This is a genomic window from Aeromonas sp. 601039 (assembly GCF_049174415.1).
Classification (GTDB): Bacteria; Pseudomonadota; Gammaproteobacteria; order Enterobacterales; family Aeromonadaceae; genus Aeromonas; species Aeromonas veronii_A.
In genome coordinates this window covers 214,993-234,976 of sequence record NZ_JAAKTL010000004.1, presented here as the reverse complement: position 1 = coordinate 234,976, position 19,984 = coordinate 214,993, and the positions used below count along the sequence as shown (strand labels likewise).

Below are 19,984 nucleotides of genomic sequence, written 5' to 3'. Positions count from 1 at the left end.
GAAGCGAGCCCTGAGATGAGTCATCCCTGACCCCTTGAGGGTCCTAAAGGGCCGTTGGAGACCACAACGTTGATAGGCGGGGTGTGTAAGTGCAGCGATGCATTGAGCTAACCCGTACTAATTACCCGTGAGGCTTAACCATACAACACCCAAGAAGTGTTCTAAGGCTTGTAGCAGATACCAAGCGAACTACTCAAATTCAGTGGTAATGACAAAGCAAACTAGCCAAGTTGTTATTCACGTCAGCTTTCCAAGATTGAAGAATTTGCCTGGCGGCCATAGCGCCGTGGAACCACCTGATCCCATGCCGAACTCAGAAGTGAAACGCGGTAGCGCCGATGGTAGTGTGGCATTCGCCATGCGAGAGTAGGACACTGCCAGGCACCCAATTAAACGGTGATGTGAAAACACATAGCCGGCTGCGAGGTGACACCTCAGAAGAAGCAGCAGAAGATTTAGCGAAAGCTAACCGAATGCGGAGCGGTAGTTCAGTCGGTTAGAATACCGGCCTGTCACGCCGGGGGTCGCGGGTTCGAGTCCCGTCCGCTCCGCCACTAATTTGAAGGCCTTCCCTGATGGGAAGGCCTTTTTGCTATGGGCGGTTTTTGCCCATAAGTCCCACTGGTTTGCACACCAGAACCAACACAAAGCCCAGTCTGACGACTGGGTTTTGATGTTTTTAGCCTGCTGGTGAGCTGCCGATATCCCACCGCGATGGCAATACCTTCCCCCTTTTGGCGCTCTTGCTACTGTTTCCAGCTCTGTATCGCATCACACCCCACCTGCATGACGATTAAATCAGGCCATCTTGCAACGGTACGTCATCGCTTCCACTTGTTTGTGTAATCCCCTTTTTTGCTTATGGATTTATTCCATTAAAACAGTCTCTTATCAAGAATGAGCGATTCTGCTGCAGGAATACCACATGAATCAAATGATAATGATTATTGTTTGAATGATTCTGGCGAGGTCGTTACAATGCGGGCTGATTAATAAAGTGCTTTTCAAATGAGCCTTTTCTAATGCTGCGTCTGGCCGGATGCTAGGGCGTTGTAATGAGTGAAGTAAGGGAATACGTCACCTTCCTACTAATAATGTTCAGGCTAAAACATGACAACAGTGAAACCGAACAAGCTTGCCTTGTTGATCTGCTCCCTTCTTGCGACCCAGGCCTATGCTGCCGAACAAGAGGTGATGGTCGTCACCGCTTCCGGCTTCCAGCAGAAGATTGAAGACTCTGCCGCCTCCATCTCCGTGATTACCCGTGAGCAGCTGGAAAAGCGGGCCTATCGCGATGTGACTGACGCCCTGAAGGATGTTCCCGGTGTGGTGGTGACCGGTGGTGGCAGCAGCAGTGATATCAGCATTCGCGGTATGGGCTCGAAATACACCCTGATGCTGGTTGATGGCAAGAAGGTGGATAGCCGTGGCACTCGCCCGAACAGCGATGGTCCGGGTATCGAGCAGGGCTGGCTGCCGCCACTGCAGGCGATTGAGCGCATTGAGGTCGTCCGTGGTCCCATGTCATCCCGTTATGGTTCCGATGCCATGGGGGGCGTGATTAACGTCATTACCCGCAAGACCACCGGTCTGGCTTGGCAGGGCTCGGTTCACGCTGATTCGACCTTCCAGGAGAACAAGGATGCCGGCAATAGCTTCCAGACCGATGCCTATACCGCAGGTTCACTGATCGATGGCGTGTTGGGGCTGCGTTTTCACGGTCAGCTTGCTCATCGTGGTGAAGACAAATTTACCCAGGGTTTTGCCGAGCAAGAGACTCGCAGTGGCACGGCGGTGCTCAGCTTCAAGCCTGATGACCATAACCGCTTCGATCTGGAAGCCAGTCGTAGTCTGCAGGATCGGGATCGCACGGCCGGCAATTCGCTGGCTGCCAAGGCGAAAGATAGCCTTAACCGATACGAGCGCACCAACTATGCGCTGACCCATGATGGTCAGTATGATTTCGGCTCTTCCAGCAGCTATCTGCAGCAGGAGACCAACACCAATCCCGGCCGCCAGATGGAGCTCACCAACACCATCGCCGATACCCACACCCAGTTCATTCTGGGGGATCACTACCTGAGCGTCGGTGGGCAGTATCGTTATGAGGATCTGCACGATCAGGGCAATACCCTGAAAGTGGCCAACCCTGCCGAGCAGCTGACCCGCTGGAGCTGGGCGATGTTTGTCGAGGATGAGTGGTCACTCACTGACAGCTTTGCCCTGACCGGTGGCGCCCGCATGGATCGGGACCAGAACTACGGTTCTCACTGGAGCCCGCGTCTCTACGGCGTTTGGCATCTGGATGATAGCTGGACCCTGAAAGGAGGCGTATCGACCGGTTACCGCTCTCCTGACTTGCGAATGTCGGCGGCCAACTGGGGTCAGGTCACCGGTGGTGGCAGCCTGGATGGTATGCTGGTCGGTAACCCGGACCTCAAACCCGAGACTAGCGTGAGTGAAGAGATCGGCCTGCTGTGGAACGGTCATCAGGGCTTCAACGCCGGGGTTACCCTGTTCAACACCGACTTCAAGAACAAGATCTCCGAAGTGCGTCGCTGCACCAGCAAGAGTGATCCCGCCTGTACCCTCAATGGTCACAGTTATGACTTCATCAGTGATCGGGTCAACGTCGACAAGGCGAACATGCGCGGTGTCGAGGGGATGATGGATTGGGCCATCAATGAGGATTGGTCGGTCAGCTCCAGCTACACCTTTACCCAGTCCGAGCAGAAGAGTGGTCCACTGGCGGGTCATGCCCTCAACCAGATGCCCCGTCACATGTTCAACGGCAGTGTTGACTGGCAAACCACCGAGGATCTCAGCCTCTGGTCACGGGTAAACTTCCGTGGCGAGACCTCCGAGTACCTGAGCCGGGTCAAGATGGCGGAGGGGACTCCTTCCTACACCTTCTTTGACATGGGCCTGGTCTACAAGGCCAACAAGCATCTGGATCTGACCGCCGGGGTCTATAACCTGTTCGACAAGATGGTGGATTACAGCAGCTATGGCACTGTACTGGATGGTCGCCGCTACAACCTGGGCGTGACCTACAACTTCTGATAGGGAACCTGTCATGCGGCCGCCATCTTCCGATGGTGGCCGTTTTTATTGCGCGTCCGTCAGGGTGCTATGCCTGATAGGAGGCGGCTTGCCAGGTATTGCGCCCCCGTCCCTTGGCCTGATACATGAGGGCATCAGCCTGCCGTAGTAGCTGGTCGGCATCAGCCTCTCTCTCTGCGGCTACCCAGACTGCCCCGGTGCTGATGGATAGTGTCACTGCACTATTGTCGGTGTACAGAGTTTGTTGATTGCACTCCTGACAGAGGCGTTTGGCCCACTGCTCTGTCTCTGCCAGCGTGGCCAGCGGCAGCAGCAGGCAAAACTCCTCGCCGCCGATGCGGGCCAGCAGAGCCTCTTCGGGCAACAGGTTGGTCACAGTCGTGGCCAGCTTTTCCAGCAACAGATCCCCGATGCCATGACCAAAGCGGTCATTGGTCTCCTTGAAGTGATCCACATCGAACAGCAGCAGAGCACAGGGATCCCCACTTGCCAGCTGTTGCTCCATGGCAGGCATGAATGCCCGTCGGTTGAGCAGGCCGGTCAGGGGGTCGGTACTGGCTTGTTTCTCCAGTCTGGCGTTGGCGCGGCTCAACTCGGTGGTGCGGCTGGCAACGGCGCGGCGCAATTGCACTATGTAGGCCACCATGATCAATGCCCCAGCAAGCAGTAGCCAGGGACCGAGATGGATGGGGTAGACGGTTTCGACATGCATCCACTTGCGGATGATCCGCTCCCGATCGCTCTCTTTGAGCTTGGCGAACCCCTCTTCCAGCCGGTTTAACAGGGCAAGGTCGCCCTTTCTCACCGCAAAGCGGATCTGGTCAGTATAGAGGTGGCGAACCGGAATAAAGCGGGTGGGATCGTCCGAGGTATAGATGTAGAAGTTGGCGACCTGCAGATCGGCGATAAAGGCCTTAATGTCGCCCCGAAAGGCCGCCGCCAGCAGGGTGTCATTGTCGTCGAAGGTCTGCAGTTGGGTGCCGGGGAAGTAGCGTCTGGCGTAATACTCCTCGTAGCCACCGGCTACCACACCGACCGTTTCATGGAGCAGGTAGTAGTGGACATCGGTGCCGCGCAGTTCGCTCGAGAAGAAGAGTTGGGAGTCGAGCTGGGCGAGAGGCCGGCCATAGTCGAACAGTTTGTCCCGCTCCGGTGACCAGAGCAGTCCGGCGTGAACATCCGCTTTCCCCTCATGGAGCAGGTCGAGAGAGCCTTGCCAGTCGACCAGCCTGAACTCGATCTTCTGGCCGGTGACCCTGGCATATTCACGCCACAAATCGATCAGCAGGCCATCCGGCTGGCCCGACTCATTGATATAGGAGAAGGGCTGCCAGGCTTTGGAGTTGGTAATGATGATCGGCTCTTCCGGGGCTTTGGTCCAGGCAGGCAGGGCAAGGGCGAGCAGCAGGAGCCCCCACCCGATACTGACTATGACTCCTGTCCTGGAAGAGGCCATCCTTGCTCCAATCCGTTGCCGTATACCGTCCCGTGGTCACCGATTATCACCGTCTTTCTGATCGAAGAACAAGCGCTCAAATGATGAAGTTTGCATGATGCAAATGGCGCCATGACAAGGCTGGCGGATAGAGTAACTACTTACAGCGGCAGGCTGATCCGCGCCTCCAGTCCCCCCTGTGGCCGATTGAGCAGGGTCAACTCGCCGCCGTGCTGATGCACCAGAGTGCGGGCAATTGAGAGCCCGAGCCCCACGCTGCCGGACTCGGTGTTGCGCGCTTCATCGAGCCGCACGAACGGCTTGAACACATCCTCGAGCCGCGCCGGATCGATCCCCGGCCCGTTATCGCAGACCCGGATCAACAGCTCCTCCTTGCGCCGCTCCAGCGACACTTCGGCGCTGCCGGCATATTTGATGGCGTTGCCGATCAGGTTCTGCAGCACCCGGCGCAGGGTGTTGGCTCGGCAGGCGTAGACCTCTTTGCCCTCCGCCAGACAGGTGACCGGCTGGCCGGTATCGGCATAGTCATCGCACAGGCTGACCAGCAGGCTGACCAGATCCAGCTCGCGGGTGGCCTCCTGCTGCCCCTCCTCGCGGGCAAAGCTGAGGGTGGCCGCCAGCATCTGCTCCATCTGCTGCAGGGTCTGCTGGATGCGCTCCTTGTCCTCGCCATCGGCCAGAAACTCGGTGCGTAGCCGCAGGCTGGTGATGGGGGTGCGCAGGTCGTGGGAGATGGCCGCCAGCATCCGGGTTCTGTCCTGCACGAAGCGGTCGAGCCGGGTGTGCATCCGGTTGAAGGCCTGAATCGATTCGCGGATCTCGGTCGGTCCCTCTTCTTTCAAGGGTTCGATATCCTCGCCCCGCCCGAGCCGCTCCGCATTGCCTGCCAGCTGCTTGAGGGGGCGGGTGGCACGGCGAAACAGCAGCACCATCAGCCCGATCACCAGACTGGCGACCAGCATCAGGTTGAGGGTGGTCTGCCACGACCAGCTGCCCGCCTCCTTGTCGACCAGCGAGCTGAACTGCAGCCAGCCCCCCTGGGGCAGTTCGATGGAGCCATAGAGCCGCATATCTCGTGGCGGGGGCGGCCCCTTGCGATCCCGCATCATGCGGGCATGATGTTCCCACGCTTTGCTGCGCTGATTATCCTCTTTCAGCTCGGCGCTGATCTCGACAGTGAGGCCGGGGGGATAGTTGAGGCGCGAGCGCACCAACTGCTCGAAGCGGGGGCTGCGGTTATCCGGTTGCAGCGGTTCGTCGGAGAGGCGCAGCAGCAGGGTTTCGCTGCGGCTCGCCTTGAGGATCTCGTCATAGAGGGACGGGGGGGAGAGGGAGAGCAGCCTGACCACTGAGATGATCCGCTGCATGGCGTTGCGGCTGTTGACGAAGCCGAGCGCCTCCTCCCGATCCGTGCGGTAGATCTGGATACTGAGCAGCTGGATCAGGATCAACCCTGCCAGCGCCACCAGAATGATCTGGCCGGTCAGCCCCTTGGGCCACATCCGTGCCCACAGTCGTCGCAAGGTGCCCACTGCTTAAACCTGCGTCACGTCGGCGGAGAACATATAGCCGCCACCCCAGATGGTCTTGATCAGCTCCGGATTCTTGGGATCCCGCTCCAGCTTGCGACGCAGGCGGCTCACCAGGGTATCGATGGCGCGATCGAAGGCCACCGCCTCGCGGCCACGGGCCAGATCCAGCAGTTGATCCCGGCTCAGCACCCGCTGCGGGCGTTCGAGAAACACCTTGAGCAGATCGAATTCGGCGGTGGAGAGGCTCAGGCCCACCCCATCCTCATCGACCAGCTCCCGGCGATTGACGTCGAGCAGCCAGCGATCGAAGCGCAGATCCCGGGTCAGGGTCTCGGTGGCGGGCTGGGTCTCGGCCTGGGTGCGGCGCATCACCGCCTTGATCCGCGCCAGCAGCTCGCGCGGGTTGAAGGGCTTGGCCAGATAGTCATCAGCCCCCATCTCCAGCCCTATGATACGGTCAGTCTCTTCCCCCATGGCAGTGAGCATGATGATGGGCAGGTTCGATTTGACCCGCAGCTCGCGGCAGAGGGTCAGACCATCTTCACCCGGCATCATCAGATCCAGCACCAGCAGGTCGAACTCCCGCTCCTCCAGCAGCCGTTTCATCTCCTTGCCATCTCGGGCGCAGCTGACTCGCAGGCCGTGCTGTTCGAGAAAGCGTTTCAACAGATCGCGGATCTCGCTGTGGTCGTCGACCACCAGAATGTGGGTGTTGCCCTGGTTCATGAATACCTCCCCTGCTTGGCGTTGGCACGAGTATACGAAAATACGCTGCACGGTTTGTGTCAAAGTGTGCCAGATCCGCACGATGCCACACTCTGCTACAAAAAAGGGCGATGCTGGCAAAGTTCAGACACCGACAGGGTGTTTACTTGAGGGCAAGGCAAGAGCGCCGAACCAGAATCATCCCTACAGGAGATAGACCATGAAAAAGCTGACCAAAACCCTGCTGACCGCCACCCTGATCCTTGGCCTGCCGCTGGGCGCCTATGCGGCCAGTGAAGCGGCCCCCACCGGCCAGCCCGGTGCCATGGTGGATTGCCCGATGGACGGCGGCATGATGGGTGGCAAACACCACGGTGGCCGCCACGACAAGATGGCCCGCATGCAGAACATGACCCCGGAGCAGATCCAGGCCAACCTGCAGCAACGTTATGATCGCATCGAGGATCCTGCCAAGAAGGCGGAGTTCATCAAGAAGCTCAACGAGCGTGCTGCCGGTATGACCAAGCACGCCGAAGCGATGAAGCAGTTCGCCGAAGCGAACCAGTAACAGCGCCAGCTGTTATCAACCCAAGGGTGGCCGAGGCCACCCTTTTTGCGCTTACTGCGTTGAGCAGCAGATTGGTTGAACGCTGGTGATTGTCAATAAAAGAGGGGAGCCTGATGCTCCCCCCTCTTGCTATCTGTGTCGGTGCGAGTGTGCACGGATGAGCGAACTTAGCCCTGAGCCTTGTCGGTCAGGTCTACTTTCTTGACGGTTTCGCCTTCGAACTTGATGACCACGTTTTTCTTGGCGGCGTCGGTATCTTTCAGCAGGGTTTTGGTGGTTTCTGCCAGCAGCGGAGAGGCCTTGTTCAGGGCATCCAGATCATAGGTCCACACTTCCAGACCGGATTCAGTCTTGGTGGTGGCAGGAGAGCCCAGCTTATCTTTGACTGCCTGCTTGTTGGAGCCGCCTTCTTTGATATCCAGCGCCTTTTTGATGGCTTCGTTGGATGCGCTGTCCATGGCACCGGATACGGCAGTGCTGGCCGCATCCTTGACGCTGCTGGTGACGCTGTCGGTCAGCGAATCCATCAGGCCGGCATTGGCAAACAGGGGCAGGGTGGTGAGGGCAACCAGCAAACTCTTTTTCATTTTCTACAGCTTCCATGGGTTCAATGAGGCGGCTATGAAATCAGCAAAGATATTGGGCGTCAAGTGAGGCATGCAATTAACATTTCTGTTAACTGGATCTCATTTCTCACCAGTTGCAAATAGTTTTGGTATCTCCCGCACCAGCCAGCTTTTGGCCTTGCCCATGGTGTCTCGCCGCCAGGCCAGCACGACCTGGATCTGATGGCGATATTCGGGGCTGATCACCTTGAGTCGTCCGGCCCGGATGTCCTCCTCAATCCAGCTCTGTGGCATGGTGCCGACCCCGATCCCTGCCAGCAGGGCATCCCGTTTCTCCGTCATGGTGCTGACGGTGAGGCGCGGCTGCTTGTCCAGCAGGCGGTAGGTGAGCACCGGCTTGCGCAGCGCGGTATCGGCGACCGCGATGGCGCGGTAGCGGCGCAGGGTCTCGTCGGCCAAGGGTTCTGGCTCCTGATGTAGCGGATGATCGGGATGGGCGACGTAGAGCATCACCTCGTCCTTGATCACCTGATGCTTGATGCCGGTCATCATGATGTCCGGATTGATGGAGGAGATAAGCAGGTCGGCGCGGCCATCTTCCAGACACTCCCAGCTACCCGCCAGCACCTCGGCCCGCAGCCGCAGTCGGGTATCGGTCTGCTCGGTCAGTTTCTCCACCAATGGGTAGAGGGCCTGCACCGGGACCAGCGCATCGACGGCGACTGTGATGTCGGTCTCCCAGCCACGGGCCAGCGCCCGAGTTTCGCCTACCAGATGTTCGGCTGCCTCCAGCAGCACCCGGCCGCGCTCCAGCAGCATGCGCCCCGCCGGGGTGAACTTGGTGCGGTGGCCGCTGCGGTCAAACAGCATGGCATCCAGTTCGTCTTCCAGCTTCTGCACCGTATAGCTCAATGCCGAGGGCACCTTGCCCAGCTCGTCGGCCGCCGCCGCAAAGCTGCCGCGGCGGTCGATGGCGTCCAGCACCCGGATTGCCTCCAGGGTCAGCGCCCGCTCCTTGTTCGATTCCTTGGCCATTCCTCACCTTCAATTTTTTTGAATATGTTTGCCAGTTTATCTCGCTAACAAGTTAGGTCATGTCACTTTAATATTCAATCAACGCTTAGGCAGGAACGTCGAGCGGCCAAATATGCGGGTAGTTCCGTACTGTGACACACCAAATAGGTCTGTCTGACGTCGGTGAAAGAACAACACACTATTTGAATGACCTCTTGCATGGATGCATTGATTCTGGCCGAAAAGGCCTTGGCAATGACATATAAAACAAGAGAGTGAATGAACATGAAAAACGTAATCAAGATGCTGGCCGTTGCAGGCCTGATGACCACTGGTTTCGCCCAGGCTTCCGTACCGGCTGACTTCAATGCCATGCCCGGCGTGCTGTTTGTGAACTGGAACGCCACTGCCGCAATGGATGGCAAAGCCAATCCTATGCTGGAAGTGCGTGACGAGTCTGGCGATCTGCTGGCATCAGTCCACGCCAACCTGACAGGCACCCAGCAGGTGCGGATCCCGAGCCGTACCCAGGGCAACCTGACCGTCAGCCTGGCTGACCAGAGCAGCGAATACCGTATTCCGTTCGGTATCGGTAGCGGCAAACAGCGTTAATCAACCGTCCCGGTAGATGAGGAACACACCATGATGCAATTGAGAGCCGCAGAAGCGCGGGGCAAGGCCAACTTTGGCTGGCTGGACGCGCGCCACAGTTTCTCCTTCGGTCACTACTATGACCCGGAGTGGATGGGACACTCGGTACTGCGGGTGATCAATCAGGATCTGGTTGCGCCGGGTGGCGGATTCGCCACCCACCCTCACGCCAATATGGAGATCCTCACCTGCGTGCTGCAAGGCACCATAGAGCACAAGGACAGCCTCGGCCATGCCGAGCAGATCCCGGCAGGGGATTTCCAGCTGATGAGTGCAGGTAGCGGGATCCGCCACAGCGAGTACAACCCCTCGCAGACGGAACCCCTCTCCCTGTTGCAGATCTGGATCGAGCCGAACGAGTTCGGCACGCCACCCGGGTATCAGCAGAAGAAGATCGAGTCCAGACCGGGCATGACGCTGGTAGCGTCACCGGATGGCGAGGCGGGATCGCTGCGGATCCGCCAACAGGCCCGCGTATGGCGGCTGGAACTGGCCCCGGGCGAGACGCTCGAATGGGCACTGGCTGGCCGACACGGTTACCTGCAGATGATTTCAGGTACGCTTGCCGCCAACGGTCTGGCTGCCCGACCCGGCGACGGGGTACTCAGTCGTGATGAATACCGGTGGGAGCTGGTTGCGACCAGTGCCAGCCAAGCCCTGTTATTTGACCTACCCTGAAGCAGTCAGCGGTGATGTGACACAAACGAGGAATATGAAATGGACAAGATGAAAGATGTAGCGCTGCTGGCGGGTCGTGTACTGCTGGCGCTGATGTTCGTAATGGCGGGCTGGAGCAAGATCGGCGGCTATGCCGGTACTCAGGGCTATATGGAAGCGATGGGTGTGCCGGGCTTTATGTTGCCGCTGGTGATCCTGCTTGAGCTGGGTGGTGGCCTTGCCGTCGTGCTGGGTCTCTTTACCCGCAGCCTCTCCGTGCTGCTGGCCGGTTTCACCCTGATGGCTGCCTTTATTTTCCATTATCAGCCTGCAGAACAGATGCAGATGCTGATGTTTATGAAGAACGTCTCCGTTGCCGGTGGTTTCCTGGCGCTGGCGGCGGCCGGAGCAGGGGCTTTCAGTCTGGATGCCCGTCTCGGCAAAAACTGGTAATGCCCTGAAGAGTCAAGTTTTCCAATGCTTTTTGGCCGGTGCAACTGCACCGGCTTTTTTCTGTCTGCGTTTTCCGGATAGGTGAGGCGGCGCGTCAAATCTGCGGCGCCCCTCATGGTTCGGCGGTTTACCCGCCTGCTGGCCACAAGAGCCTTTTGCATCTTCCCCCTCGATCCCCGACAATTCTCACTCTTGTGAAGTGACGGAAATGGCTCGCCTTTTCCCTCGCCCCCTCTCATCCACAGGCGGGAATTGCTCATGTTTACCCTCTACCACTCCAATCAGCTGGATCTGCTCAAAGAACTGCTGGTGAGCCGCATCCGGCAGGCCCCTCTCTCTCACCCCTTCGATCGGGAGCAGATCCTGGTGCAGAGCCCGGGCATGGCCCAGTGGCTCAAGCTGGAGCTGGCCAAAGCGTTCGGCATCGCTGCCAATATCGACTTTCCGCTGCCCGCCAGCTTTATCTGGGAGATGTTCACCCGGGTGCTGGCGGATGTGCCGCGTCAGAGTCCCTACAACAAGGGTTCCATGAGCTGGCAGCTGATGACCATTCTGCCCGCCTTGCTGGAGCGCCCCGCCTTTGCCCCGCTCGCCGCCTATCTGGGCGGGGGAGATGAGGTGGATCCTGCCCAGGATCCCGAGCAGGTGCGGTTGTGGCAGCTCTGCCAGAAGGTGGCGGATCTCTTTGACCAGTATCTGGTCTACCGGCCGGACTGGATCGCCCGCTGGGAAGAGGGGGAAGGATTGAGTCAGGAGCTGGCCGGGGTGAGCGGTCAGGACTGGCAGCCGGAGCTGTGGCGCGAGCTGGTGGCTCGCACCCTGGCGCTCTCTCCGAGCGGTTACCACCGTGCCAACCTCTACGAGGAGTTTATCCACGAGCTGGCGCGTACCGCCGATCTGCCGGGCAAGCTGCCGCAGCGGGTCTTCGTGTTTGGCATCTCGGCGCTGCCGCCGCGCTATGTGGAGGCACTGCTGGCCCTCGGTAGCCGACCGGAGGTGGAGGTACATCTGTTCGTCACCAACCCCTGCCGCTACTACTGGGGAGATCTGCTGGATCGCAAGACCTTGGCGCGCCTCGAAAACAAGCTCAAACCCGGCACCGATATCGAGACATTGCAGGGCCCCGCCAACCCGCTGCTCGCCTCCATGGGCAAGCTGGGGCGCGACTACCTGCACCAGCTGATGGAGCTGGAGGTGCCGCAAATCGAGGCCTTCGTCGATATCGACGAGGTGGATGGCAAAGGCAATGTCAGCCTGCTGCGCGCCATCCAGAAGGATGTGCTGGAGCTGGCCGAACGGGGCGCCGGTCAGTTCGATCTCGACAGCAGCCACCACAAGAGCCCGATCGATCCGGCGGATGGATCCTTGCAGATCCACGCCTGCCACGGCCCGATGCGGGAGCTGGAGGTGCTGCACGACCGGCTGCTGGCGCTGTTCGAGCAGGACCCGTCCCTCACCCCGAAAGACGTGGTGGTGATGATGCCGGATGTGAACAGCTACGGCCCCTATATTCAGGCGGTGTTTGGCGCGCGCGGTCAGATCCCGTTTGCGGTCTCGGATCGGGCTGCGAGTCAGGAGAGCCCGCTGCTGCAAAGCTTCCTCGCCCTGCTCAGGCTGCCCAACGCCCGCTTCGGGGCGGGGGAGCTGCTCGCCATTCTCGAGGTGCCCGCCGTGCTGCGCCGCTTCGAGCTGGATGACGACGAGTTCAACCAGCTGCGGGTCTGGGTGCAGGAGACCGGCATCCGCTGGGGGCTGGATGACAGCTACCCCGTCCGTTTCGATCTGCCGCCCATGTCCGGCAACAGCTGGCTGTTCGGCCTGCGCCGCATGCTGCTCGGCTTCGCCATGGGGGATGGCGAGCCGGTGGCGGGCATCTTGCCCTACGCCGACATCGAGGGTCAGCAGGGGCTGGCACTCGGCAAGCTCGCCTGGTTTGTCGATTCGCTGGCAGAATTCCTGCCCCGCCTGCAACAGGCGCAGCCGCTGGCCGATTGGAACGCCTGCCTGCTGGCGCTGCTGGAGCGCTTCTATCTGGCCGACGAGGATGAAGAGCGTCAGCTCCAGCTCATTCGCAGCCAACTGGCCGAGTGGCAGACCCGGCTTGGCGAGGCCCGCTTCGAGCAGCCCATCACCGCCGATCTGTTGCAGGACTACCTCGGCAGCGTGCTGGGAGAGTCCCGCTCCAGCCAGCGATTCCTCGCCGGTCAGGTCAACTTCTGCACCCTGATGCCGATGCGCTCCATCCCCTTCAAGCAGGTCTGTCTGCTAGGCATGAACGATGGCGTCTACCCGCGCACCCTGGCCCCCATGGGGTTCGATCTGATGGCGGTGGCGTCGCGGCGCGGGGATCGCTCCCGTCGCGATGATGACCGCTACCTCTTCCTCGAGGCGCTGTTGAGTGCCCAGCAGGGGCTCTATATCAGCTATCAGGGCTTCAGCGCGCAGGACAACAGCGACAAGGTGCCCTCGGTGCTGCTGGCGGAGCTGATCGACTATGTGCGGCAGGGCTTTGTGCTGGCGGGGGATGAGGATCTGGACGATGAAACCTCTGGCAAGCGGCTGCTCAACCACCTGATGGTGGCGCACCCGCTCACCCCCTACAGCCGCAATTACTTCTACCCGGAGGCGGATTCGCGCCTCTTTACCTATGCCTCCGACTGGCTGCCCGCCCTCAATCCGGTGCGTGGCGCGGCCAACTTCCAGAGCGGCGAGCTGCCTCTCCCCCCCGAATGGGGCAAGGAGCAGGGGCTGGAGCTGGCGGAGCTGCTGCGCTTCTATCGCCAGCCCACCAAATATTTCCTCAACCGCCGTCTCAAGGTGTGGTTTGAGCTGAACGAGGCCAACATCGAGGACAGCGAGCCGTTCGAGCTGGATGGCCTGCAACATTACCAGCTGAAAGATCTGCTGCTCGATGCCCATCTGGCGGAAGGTGAAAGTACCGAGCGTCGCGAGCGGTTGCAGCTCACCGGCCTGCTGCCGCAAGGCTGGTTCGGTAGCCTGCTGCTGGACGATCTGGATGCCGAGATGGGCAAGCTGGCGGATCGGCTGCGGCCATGGGTTGCTGCCAATGAGTCAGAAAAGCAGGCGGTGGAGATCGATATCTCCCTCACTCAGGGCCAGCTGCAAGGGTGGATCGACACCCAGAAGGGGCGCTTGCTGGTGGTCAAACCCGGCAGCTTCAACGGCAAGGATCTGCTGCTGGGCTGGATCCAGCACCTCTGCCTCTCATTGAGCGGCGCCCCCGGCGACACCCTGCTGTTCGATGCCAAACAGAGTCTGCGACTGCCTGCGCTCGCTGCCGACGAGGCGCGCCCCAAGCTGGCGGCTCTGGTGGCGTGCTGGGCACAGGGGATGAAGCGGCCGCTGCCGTTTTTCCCCAACACCGCATGGGATTGGCTCAAGGCGATCGAGAAGGATCCCGACAAGCCGGAGGCGGCCGACAAGGCGGCCCTCACCCGTTTCAACGGTGGCTGGATGATCAATGGGGAGGGGCAAGACGTTTACGTCGCCCGCTGCTTCCCCGAACTCGATGACGAGGTGCTTGGTCAGTTGCAGGCGCTGGCCCGCGAACACCTGACCCCGCTGCTCAAGACCCTGGAGGAGCTGAAATAATGGCTGACCCGCTCAATACCCTGCGTTTTCCCCTCCATGGTGAACGACTGATCGAAGCCTCCGCCGGTACCGGCAAGACCTACACCATCGCTGGTCTCTACCTGCGCCTGCTGCTGGGCCACGGCCCCATGATCGGTGAGGGCGCCGATGCCGGTCAGCCCAGCGCCCACGAGCGGCCGTTGTCAGTGACCGAAATTCTGGTGGTGACCTTTACCGAAGCGGCCACCGCCGAGCTGCGCGGGCGGATCCGCGGCCGCATCCACGAGGCGCGCCTCGCCTTTATGCGCGGCCATAGCAATGACGCTCTGTTGAACATGCTGCTGGCCGAGGTGGACGATCACGAGCTGGCGGCCCGCCGCCTGCTGGCCGCCGAGCGGCAGATGGACGAGGCGGCGGTCTTTACCATCCACGGCTTCTGCCAGCGGATGCTCAAGCAGAATGCCTTCGAGTCGGGCGCCCTCTTTGAAACCGAATTTCTCACCGACGACAGCCAGCTCAGGCTGCAGGCGGTGAGCGACTACTGGCGTGCCGAGTTCTATCCGGTGGATAAAGCCCTCGCCAGCGCGGTGCGCGCGCTCTGGCCGAGCCCCGCCGCCCTGCTGCGGGAGATAGGCAGCTGGCTCGACAACAGCGAGCTGGAGATCCATCCCGCGCTGGGGGACGAGACCCTCGCCGCCCGCCATCAGGCGGCCATGAGCCGCATCGCGGCGGTGAAGAGTGAATGGCTGGCGCAGATGGACGAGATCCGCCGCCAGACCGACGGCCAGATCAGCCGCTACACCGGCAAGAACTACGAAGGGTGGCTTGCCAAGATAGCCGACTGGGCACAGGACGAAGCCAGTGGTTACGCCATTCCCAAGGAGCTGGAGCGCTTCGGCCAGACGGTGCTGGAGGAGAACCTCAAGAAGGGGGGCGCAGTGCCGACCCTGCCGCTGTTCGGCCAAATCGATGAACTGCTGGCGAGCCGCCCCGGTATTCGGGATCTCATCCTGCAACGGGCGGCCAAGGTGGTGCGCAGCCGGATGCAGGCGAGCAAGCGTCAGGCTCATCAGCTCTCGTTCGATGACCTGCTCAAAGACCTCGATGGGGCGCTCGGCTCCAGCCTTGGCGAGCGGCTCTGTGAGCGCATTCGCGCCACCTATCGGGTGGCGATGATCGACGAATTTCAGGATACCGACCCCCAGCAGTACCGCATCTTCCATCGCCTCTACGGCGGCCACACAGACACGGCGCTGTTGATGATCGGTGACCCCAAGCAGGCCATCTACGGCTTTCGCGGCGCCGACATCTTTACCTACATTCAGGCGCGGCGAAATGTGAGCGCCCACTACACCCTCGGGCGCAACTGGCGCTCCAGCAGTGCGCTGGTGGGGGCGGTCAACGGCCTGTTCGAGCGGGCGAAAGATCCCTTTATCTACGAGGCGGATATCCCCTTCCTGCCGGTGGAGGCGCAGGGCAAGAGCAAGGCGCTGCTGCTCGATGGCGCCACCGCACCCGTGCTCCACTGCTGGCAGCTGACCGGCCAACCCACCTTCAATCGGGGGGATTACCAGAGCAAGATGGCCCGCGCCACCGCCGCCGAGATCCACCGCCTGCTGACCCTGGCCCGCGAGGGCAAGGCGCTGATCGGTGACAAGGCGGTGAAGGCCGGGGATATCGCCGTGCTGGTGCGCACTGGCGCCGAGGGCAAGCTGGTACAGCAGGAGCTGGCGCGGCTCGCCATCGCCTCCGTCTATCTGTCGAACCGCGAGAGCGTGCTGGAGCAGACGGAGGCGCGGGAGATCCTGCTGATTCTGCACGCCTGCCAGAACCCGAGCGAAGAGCGCAGCCTGCGGGCGGCGCTGGCGACCGGCCTGTTTGATCTCGATGCCAAGGCGCTCGATGGGCTGGCCAGCGACGAGCGGGCGTGGGAGAGCGCGGTACAGGAGTTTATGGAGTACCGCAAGATCTGGCACCGCCGCGGCGTGCTGGCCATGCTGCGGGCCCTGCTGCACCGGCGCAATCTCGCCTCTTCGCTTTTGGCGAGCCCCTATGGCGAGCGGCGGCTGACCAACTTCCTCCATCTTGGCGAACTGCTGCAACAGGTGAGCAGCGAGCTGGACGGGGAATATGCCCTGCTGCGCTGGCTGGGGGAGGCGGTGAGCCGCCCCAACGGGCAGGATGCGGAGCAGGTACTGCGGCTCGAATCCGAGCGCAAGCTGGTGCAGATAGTCACCATCCACAAATCCAAGGGGCTGGAGTACCCGCTGGTGTTTCTGCCCTTTATCTGCAGCCACAGAACCGCCGAGACCCCGCTCTATCACGAGGCGGACGAGGCGGGCAATCGCACCATTCTCGATCTGACCGGTGCCGAGGGCTCCCTGGCGGAGGCCGACCGCGAGCGCCTTGCCGAAGATTTGCGGCTGCTCTATGTGGCGCTGACCCGGGGCGTCTACGCCACCTGGCTGGGGCTGGCGCCGGTGCGGGCGGGAGCAGGCAAGTCGGAGAAGACCGACCTGCACCACACCGCCATCGGTTACCTGCTGCAAAAGGGCGAGGAGGGGGATGCGCAGACGCTGGCGACCGCCCTCACCGAGCTGGCACAGGCGCTGCCCGGGGTGGCTGTCGGTGAGCCCTCGCTCACCCGTCCGGCCCCGCTGCCGCCAGAGGAGGAGCAACTGGGCGAGCCGCAGGTGCGCCACTTTACCGGTACCCTTGAGCGGGACTGGTGGATCAGCTCCTACTCCGGGCTGGCGGCGCAGGGCCACGGCCACAGCAAGGGCGTACTCGCCAATCCCGGCTTCGATGACGAGGTGGTGACCGAGGCGGCTGTATTGGCTTCCGAGCAACCGGAAGAGGCGCCCCAGCCCTCCATCTTCACCTTCCCTAAGGGCGCGCGCCCCGGCACCCTGCTGCACAGCCTGTTCGAGACCATCGACTTTCAAAGTGCCGGCGGCGAGCCGCTGGCAGAGCATATCGCCACCCTGCTGGCGCAAGACGGTTTCGACGAGAGTTGGGCCCCGGTGCTGCAACAGCAGGTCGAAGCGGTGCTGGATACCCCGCTGGAAACAGGCTTTGGTGAACCGGTGCGGCTGCGGGATCTGGCCCCCGAGCGCAAGCAGGTGGAGCTGGAGTTCTTCCTGCCCATGGGGCGGGTGACGGCACCGGCGCTGACCGCCATCTGCCAACAGCACGACCCGCTGTCGCGGGGCAACAAGCCGCTCAGCTTTGCCACCGTGCAGGGGATGCTCAAGGGCTTTATCGATCTGGTGTTCGAGTGGCAGGGGCGCTGGTATCTGCTCGACTACAAATCGAACCACCTCGGCATGAGCCCGGCCGATTACAGCCGTTCGGCGCTGGAGCGGGCGATGGCCGAGCACCGCTACGACCTGCAATACCAGCTCTACTCGCTGGCGCTGCACCGGCTGCTCACCCTGCGCCTGCCGGGATACGACTTCGAGCAGCACTTTGGCGGCGTTTTCTATCTGTTCCTGCGCGGCATGCCGCAGGGGGGCATTTTCCATACCCGCCCGAGCCGTGAACTGGTGCTGGGGCTGGATGAGTTGTTTAGAAACGGTGATCGCTCTGGCAGTGTTTCATCAGCAGAATTAAACGAGGTAGAGGCATGAGCGGCACCATGATCAGCACCGCAGCCAGCGCAATGATGGTTGAACGGCTCAAGGCCCTGGCGCTGGCGGGCCGCATCCGCCAGCTGGATCTGCAATTTGCCCGGCTGGTGGCCGATCTTGGCGGCAGCCCCGAGCTGGTGCTGGGGGCGGCGCTCGCCTGCTTCGAGCTGGGGCGCGGCCATGTCTGTTTGCCGCTTGAAATGTTGACTGCCGGATCCCTGCGCCCGTTCGGGCTGGATCCCCAGCAGAGCCGGGATCTGTTGGCTGATCTGGCGGATCCTGCCCGCTGGCCCGCCCTGTTTGCGGCAAGCCCGCTGGTTGGCTGTGAGCAGGATGACGGGCTCGCCCCGCGCTGGCCGCTGCGGTTGTGGCACGGGCGGCTCTATCTCACCCGCTACCACGATTTTGAACTGGGGGTGGCCCGCCATCTGCGCGCCCTGAGTGAGCGCGCCGAATGGCCGGAGATAGCCCCGGCCCTGTCGCGGCTGTTTGCACGCGACTACGGGCTGGTGTTCGCGGCGCTGCTCAAGGCCCGCCTCGCCCCCGACTTCTCTACCCGCCACTTTATCGAAAAGTATCTGGATCTGGTGTTCCCGAGCGAGGTGGATTGGCCCGCCATCGAGGCACTGCTGGCCAGCGCCCAGGCGGCGAGCGACTTGAGCAAACTGGATGCGCTGGTGCCCGAGGCGCTCTGCTGCAACGGCCAGAAGCTGGCGGCGGCCACCGCGGCGGCGCGCCCCTTTGCGGTGATCTCCGGCGGCCCCGGCACCGGCAAGACCACGACTGTGGCCAAACTGCTCGCCATTCTGGTGGAGACCGGCCTGCAAGCGGGCAAGGCGCCGGCGATCCGGCTGGTGGCCCCCACCGGCAAGGCGGCTGCGCGCCTGACCGAGAGTATCGGCTCTGCCCTGCAGGCCCTCGATCTGCCCCCCGAATGGGTGGAAGCGATCCCCACCGAAGCGGGCACCTTGCACCGGCTGCTCGGGGTCATTCCGGGGCGCAGTCAGTTCCGCCACCACGCGGGCAACCCGCTCCACCTCGACCTGCTGGTGGTGGATGAGGCCTCCATGGTCGATTTGCCGATGATGGCACGGCTGCTCGATGCGCTGCCGAGCCACGCCCGCCTGATCCTGCTCGGTGACAAGGATCAGCTCGCCTCCGTGGAGGCGGGGGCCGTACTCGGCGATATCTGCAGCTTTATCGAACAGGGGATCAGCCCGGCGCAGGCGGACTGGCTCTCCCGCCAGACCGGCTACCGCCTGCAAGGCACGCCCGCGGGGGCCCCGGTGCGTGACAGCCTCTGCTTGCTGGCCAAGAGCTGGCGCTTTGATCAGCACTCTGGCATCGGCCAGCTGGCGCGCGCCTGCAACAGCGGCGATGCCTCGGCGGTGGAATCAGTCTGGGGCGCAGGATTTGCCGATATCAGCCTGCACCCCTGGGCCGGGGAGGCCTATGACGCCCTGATTGCCCAGGGGGTGGCCGGTTACGGCGGCTATCTGAAGGCGGCCCGCGCGGGGGAGGCGCCCGCCACCGTGTTCAAGGCATTCAACAGCTTCCAGATCCTCTGCGCCCTGCGCGATGGCCCGTTCGGGGTGCTGGGGCTTAATGAACGGCTGGAACTGGCCCTGTCACGGGCTGGCCTGATTGCCCGCGACGGCGACTGGTATGCCGGTCGCCCGGTGATGGTGGTGCGCAACGACCACGGGGTCGGCCTCTACAACGGCGATATGGGGCTCTGCCTGCCCGATGAAAGCGGGCGGCTCAAGGTATGGTTTGAGCAGCCTGACGGCACCCTGCGGGCCCTGCTGCCCAGCCGGCTGCCGCCCCACGAGACGGTTTACGCCATGACCATCCATAAATCCCAGGGCTCGGAGTTTGCCCATACCGTGCTGGTGCTGCCCGACAGCCCCAGCCCGCTGCTGACCCGCGAGCTGGTCTATACCGGCATCACCCGCGCCAAGGCGCGCCTCGATCTCTACGGCGATCGCGCCCTGCTGGCACAAGCGGTGCGGAAAAAGACCGAGCGTTATTCCGGATTGGCGGAGAGGTTGGGGTAAATCTTGTTATTTTCTATTTAATTGTTTAGATAAATTTTATTG

At 61.7% G+C, this 19,984-nt stretch carries 13 protein-coding genes, 1 tRNA gene and 2 rRNA genes; 11 read left to right on the top strand and 5 right to left on the bottom strand.

Translation table 11 applies throughout. The annotated features are described in order from the left end of the window. The 4 genes from G5195_RS05950 to G5195_RS05935 all read left to right on the top strand — a co-directional run. A 23S ribosomal RNA gene (locus tag G5195_RS05950) occupies positions 1-142 on the top strand; the annotation flags it as partial. A 126-nt stretch (positions 143-268) separates the two neighbouring features. Beyond that, a 5S ribosomal RNA gene (rrf, locus tag G5195_RS05945) occupies positions 269-383 on the top strand. A 94-nt stretch (positions 384-477) separates the two neighbouring features. Then, positions 478-554: transfer RNA gene (locus tag G5195_RS05940), tRNA-Asp, on the top strand. Positions 555-1,110: 556 nt separating this feature from the next. Next, positions 1,111-3,063 carry a ligand-gated channel protein gene (locus tag G5195_RS05935; protein WP_421205749.1) on the top strand — a complete coding sequence of 651 codons (1,953 nt, stop codon included), beginning with the start codon at positions 1,111-1,113 and terminating at the stop codon, positions 3,061-3,063. 67 nt (positions 3,064-3,130) lie between these two features. On the opposite strand, the gene G5195_RS05930 is transcribed toward G5195_RS05935, so the two are convergent. From G5195_RS05930 to G5195_RS05920, 3 genes are all read right to left on the bottom strand, one after another. Then, positions 3,131-4,519, bottom strand: coding sequence for a diguanylate cyclase domain-containing protein (locus G5195_RS05930; RefSeq protein WP_421205747.1), 1,389 nt, complete (start codon positions 4,517-4,519; stop codon positions 3,131-3,133). A gap of 140 nt (positions 4,520-4,659) precedes the next feature. Then, positions 4,660-6,021, bottom strand: coding sequence for an ATP-binding protein (locus tag G5195_RS05925; RefSeq protein ID WP_005356852.1), 1,362 nt, complete (start codon positions 6,019-6,021; stop codon positions 4,660-4,662). A 33-nt stretch (positions 6,022-6,054) separates the two neighbouring features. Beyond that, a complete protein-coding gene (locus G5195_RS05920; protein WP_058053585.1) occupies positions 6,055-6,777 on the bottom strand; it encodes a response regulator in 723 nt (240 codons plus the stop codon). A 199-nt stretch (positions 6,778-6,976) separates the two neighbouring features. Between G5195_RS05920 and G5195_RS05915 the strand changes: the two genes are divergently transcribed. Continuing rightward, complete coding sequence (locus G5195_RS05915) at positions 6,977-7,324, top strand: hypothetical protein (RefSeq protein ID WP_100652356.1); 348 nt, start codon at positions 6,977-6,979, stop codon at positions 7,322-7,324. 167 nt (positions 7,325-7,491) lie between these two features. Here the strand turns inward: G5195_RS05915 and G5195_RS05910 are convergent, their stop codons facing one another. Beyond that, positions 7,492-7,911 (bottom strand): hypothetical protein, encoded by a 420-nt coding sequence (locus G5195_RS05910; protein ID WP_216952673.1) that lies wholly within the window; start codon positions 7,909-7,911, stop codon positions 7,492-7,494. A gap of 99 nt (positions 7,912-8,010) precedes the next feature. After that, the gene (locus tag G5195_RS05905) at positions 8,011-8,925 is read right to left on the bottom strand and encodes a LysR family transcriptional regulator (RefSeq protein WP_421235938.1); all 915 of its coding nucleotides are present in this window, start codon (positions 8,923-8,925) and stop codon (positions 8,011-8,013) included. Between the two features lie 258 nt (positions 8,926-9,183). Here G5195_RS05905 and G5195_RS05900 point away from each other — a divergent pair, with 258 nt between their 5' ends. The 6 genes from G5195_RS05900 (at position 9,184) to recD (ending at position 19,942) form a co-directional block, all read left to right on the top strand. After that, positions 9,184-9,516, top strand: coding sequence for a hypothetical protein (locus G5195_RS05900; protein WP_013723379.1), 333 nt, complete (start codon positions 9,184-9,186; stop codon positions 9,514-9,516). 30 nt (positions 9,517-9,546) lie between these two features. Further along, positions 9,547-10,233 (top strand): pirin family protein, encoded by a 687-nt coding sequence (locus G5195_RS05895; RefSeq protein ID WP_216952676.1) that lies wholly within the window; start codon positions 9,547-9,549, stop codon positions 10,231-10,233. A 39-nt stretch (positions 10,234-10,272) separates the two neighbouring features. Continuing rightward, positions 10,273-10,665: a DoxX family protein gene (locus G5195_RS05890; RefSeq protein WP_005342720.1), complete on the top strand. Its 393-nt coding sequence runs from the start codon at positions 10,273-10,275 to the stop codon at positions 10,663-10,665. Between the two features lie 258 nt (positions 10,666-10,923). Further along, a complete protein-coding gene (gene recC / locus G5195_RS05885; protein WP_421235937.1) occupies positions 10,924-14,277 on the top strand; it encodes an exodeoxyribonuclease V subunit gamma in 3,354 nt (1,117 codons plus the stop codon). Then, positions 14,277-17,885: an exodeoxyribonuclease V subunit beta gene (gene recB / locus G5195_RS05880; protein WP_421235936.1), complete on the top strand. Its 3,609-nt coding sequence runs from the start codon at positions 14,277-14,279 to the stop codon at positions 17,883-17,885. Before recC ends, recB begins: the two co-directional genes overlap by 1 nt. Next, positions 17,882-19,942 carry an exodeoxyribonuclease V subunit alpha gene (recD, locus tag G5195_RS05875; protein ID WP_421235935.1) on the top strand — a complete coding sequence of 687 codons (2,061 nt, stop codon included), beginning with the start codon at positions 17,882-17,884 and terminating at the stop codon, positions 19,940-19,942. The genes recB and recD overlap by 4 nt, the downstream gene beginning before the upstream one ends. Positions 19,943-19,984: the final 42 nt, after the last annotated feature.

Excerpts from the sequence above, each read along its gene's own strand:
- G5195_RS05890 (WP_005342720.1), top strand. The coding sequence starts at position 10,273 with ATGGACAAGATGAAAGATGTAGCGCTGCTGGCGGGTCGTGTACTGCTG.
- recB (WP_421235936.1), top strand. The coding sequence starts at position 14,277 with ATGGCTGACCCGCTCAATACCCTGCGTTTTCCCCTCCATGGTGAACGA.
- G5195_RS05930 (WP_421205747.1), bottom strand. The coding sequence starts at position 4,519 with ATGGCCTCTTCCAGGACAGGAGTCATAGTCAGTATCGGGTGGGGGCTC.
- G5195_RS05915 (WP_100652356.1), top strand. The coding sequence starts at position 6,977 with ATGAAAAAGCTGACCAAAACCCTGCTGACCGCCACCCTGATCCTTGGC.
- G5195_RS05905 (WP_421235938.1), bottom strand. The coding sequence starts at position 8,925 with ATGGCCAAGGAATCGAACAAGGAGCGGGCGCTGACCCTGGAGGCAATC.
- G5195_RS05910 (WP_216952673.1), bottom strand. The coding sequence starts at position 7,911 with ATGAAAAAGAGTTTGCTGGTTGCCCTCACCACCCTGCCCCTGTTTGCC.
- recD (WP_421235935.1), top strand. The coding sequence starts at position 17,882 with ATGAGCGGCACCATGATCAGCACCGCAGCCAGCGCAATGATGGTTGAA.
- G5195_RS05925 (WP_005356852.1), bottom strand. The coding sequence starts at position 6,021 with ATGTGGCCCAAGGGGCTGACCGGCCAGATCATTCTGGTGGCGCTGGCA.
- G5195_RS05935 (WP_421205749.1), top strand. The coding sequence starts at position 1,111 with ATGACAACAGTGAAACCGAACAAGCTTGCCTTGTTGATCTGCTCCCTT.
- G5195_RS05920 (WP_058053585.1), bottom strand. The coding sequence starts at position 6,777 with ATGAACCAGGGCAACACCCACATTCTGGTGGTCGACGACCACAGCGAG.
- G5195_RS05895 (WP_216952676.1), top strand. The coding sequence starts at position 9,547 with ATGATGCAATTGAGAGCCGCAGAAGCGCGGGGCAAGGCCAACTTTGGC.
- G5195_RS05900 (WP_013723379.1), top strand. The coding sequence starts at position 9,184 with ATGAACATGAAAAACGTAATCAAGATGCTGGCCGTTGCAGGCCTGATG.
- recC (WP_421235937.1), top strand. The coding sequence starts at position 10,924 with ATGTTTACCCTCTACCACTCCAATCAGCTGGATCTGCTCAAAGAACTG.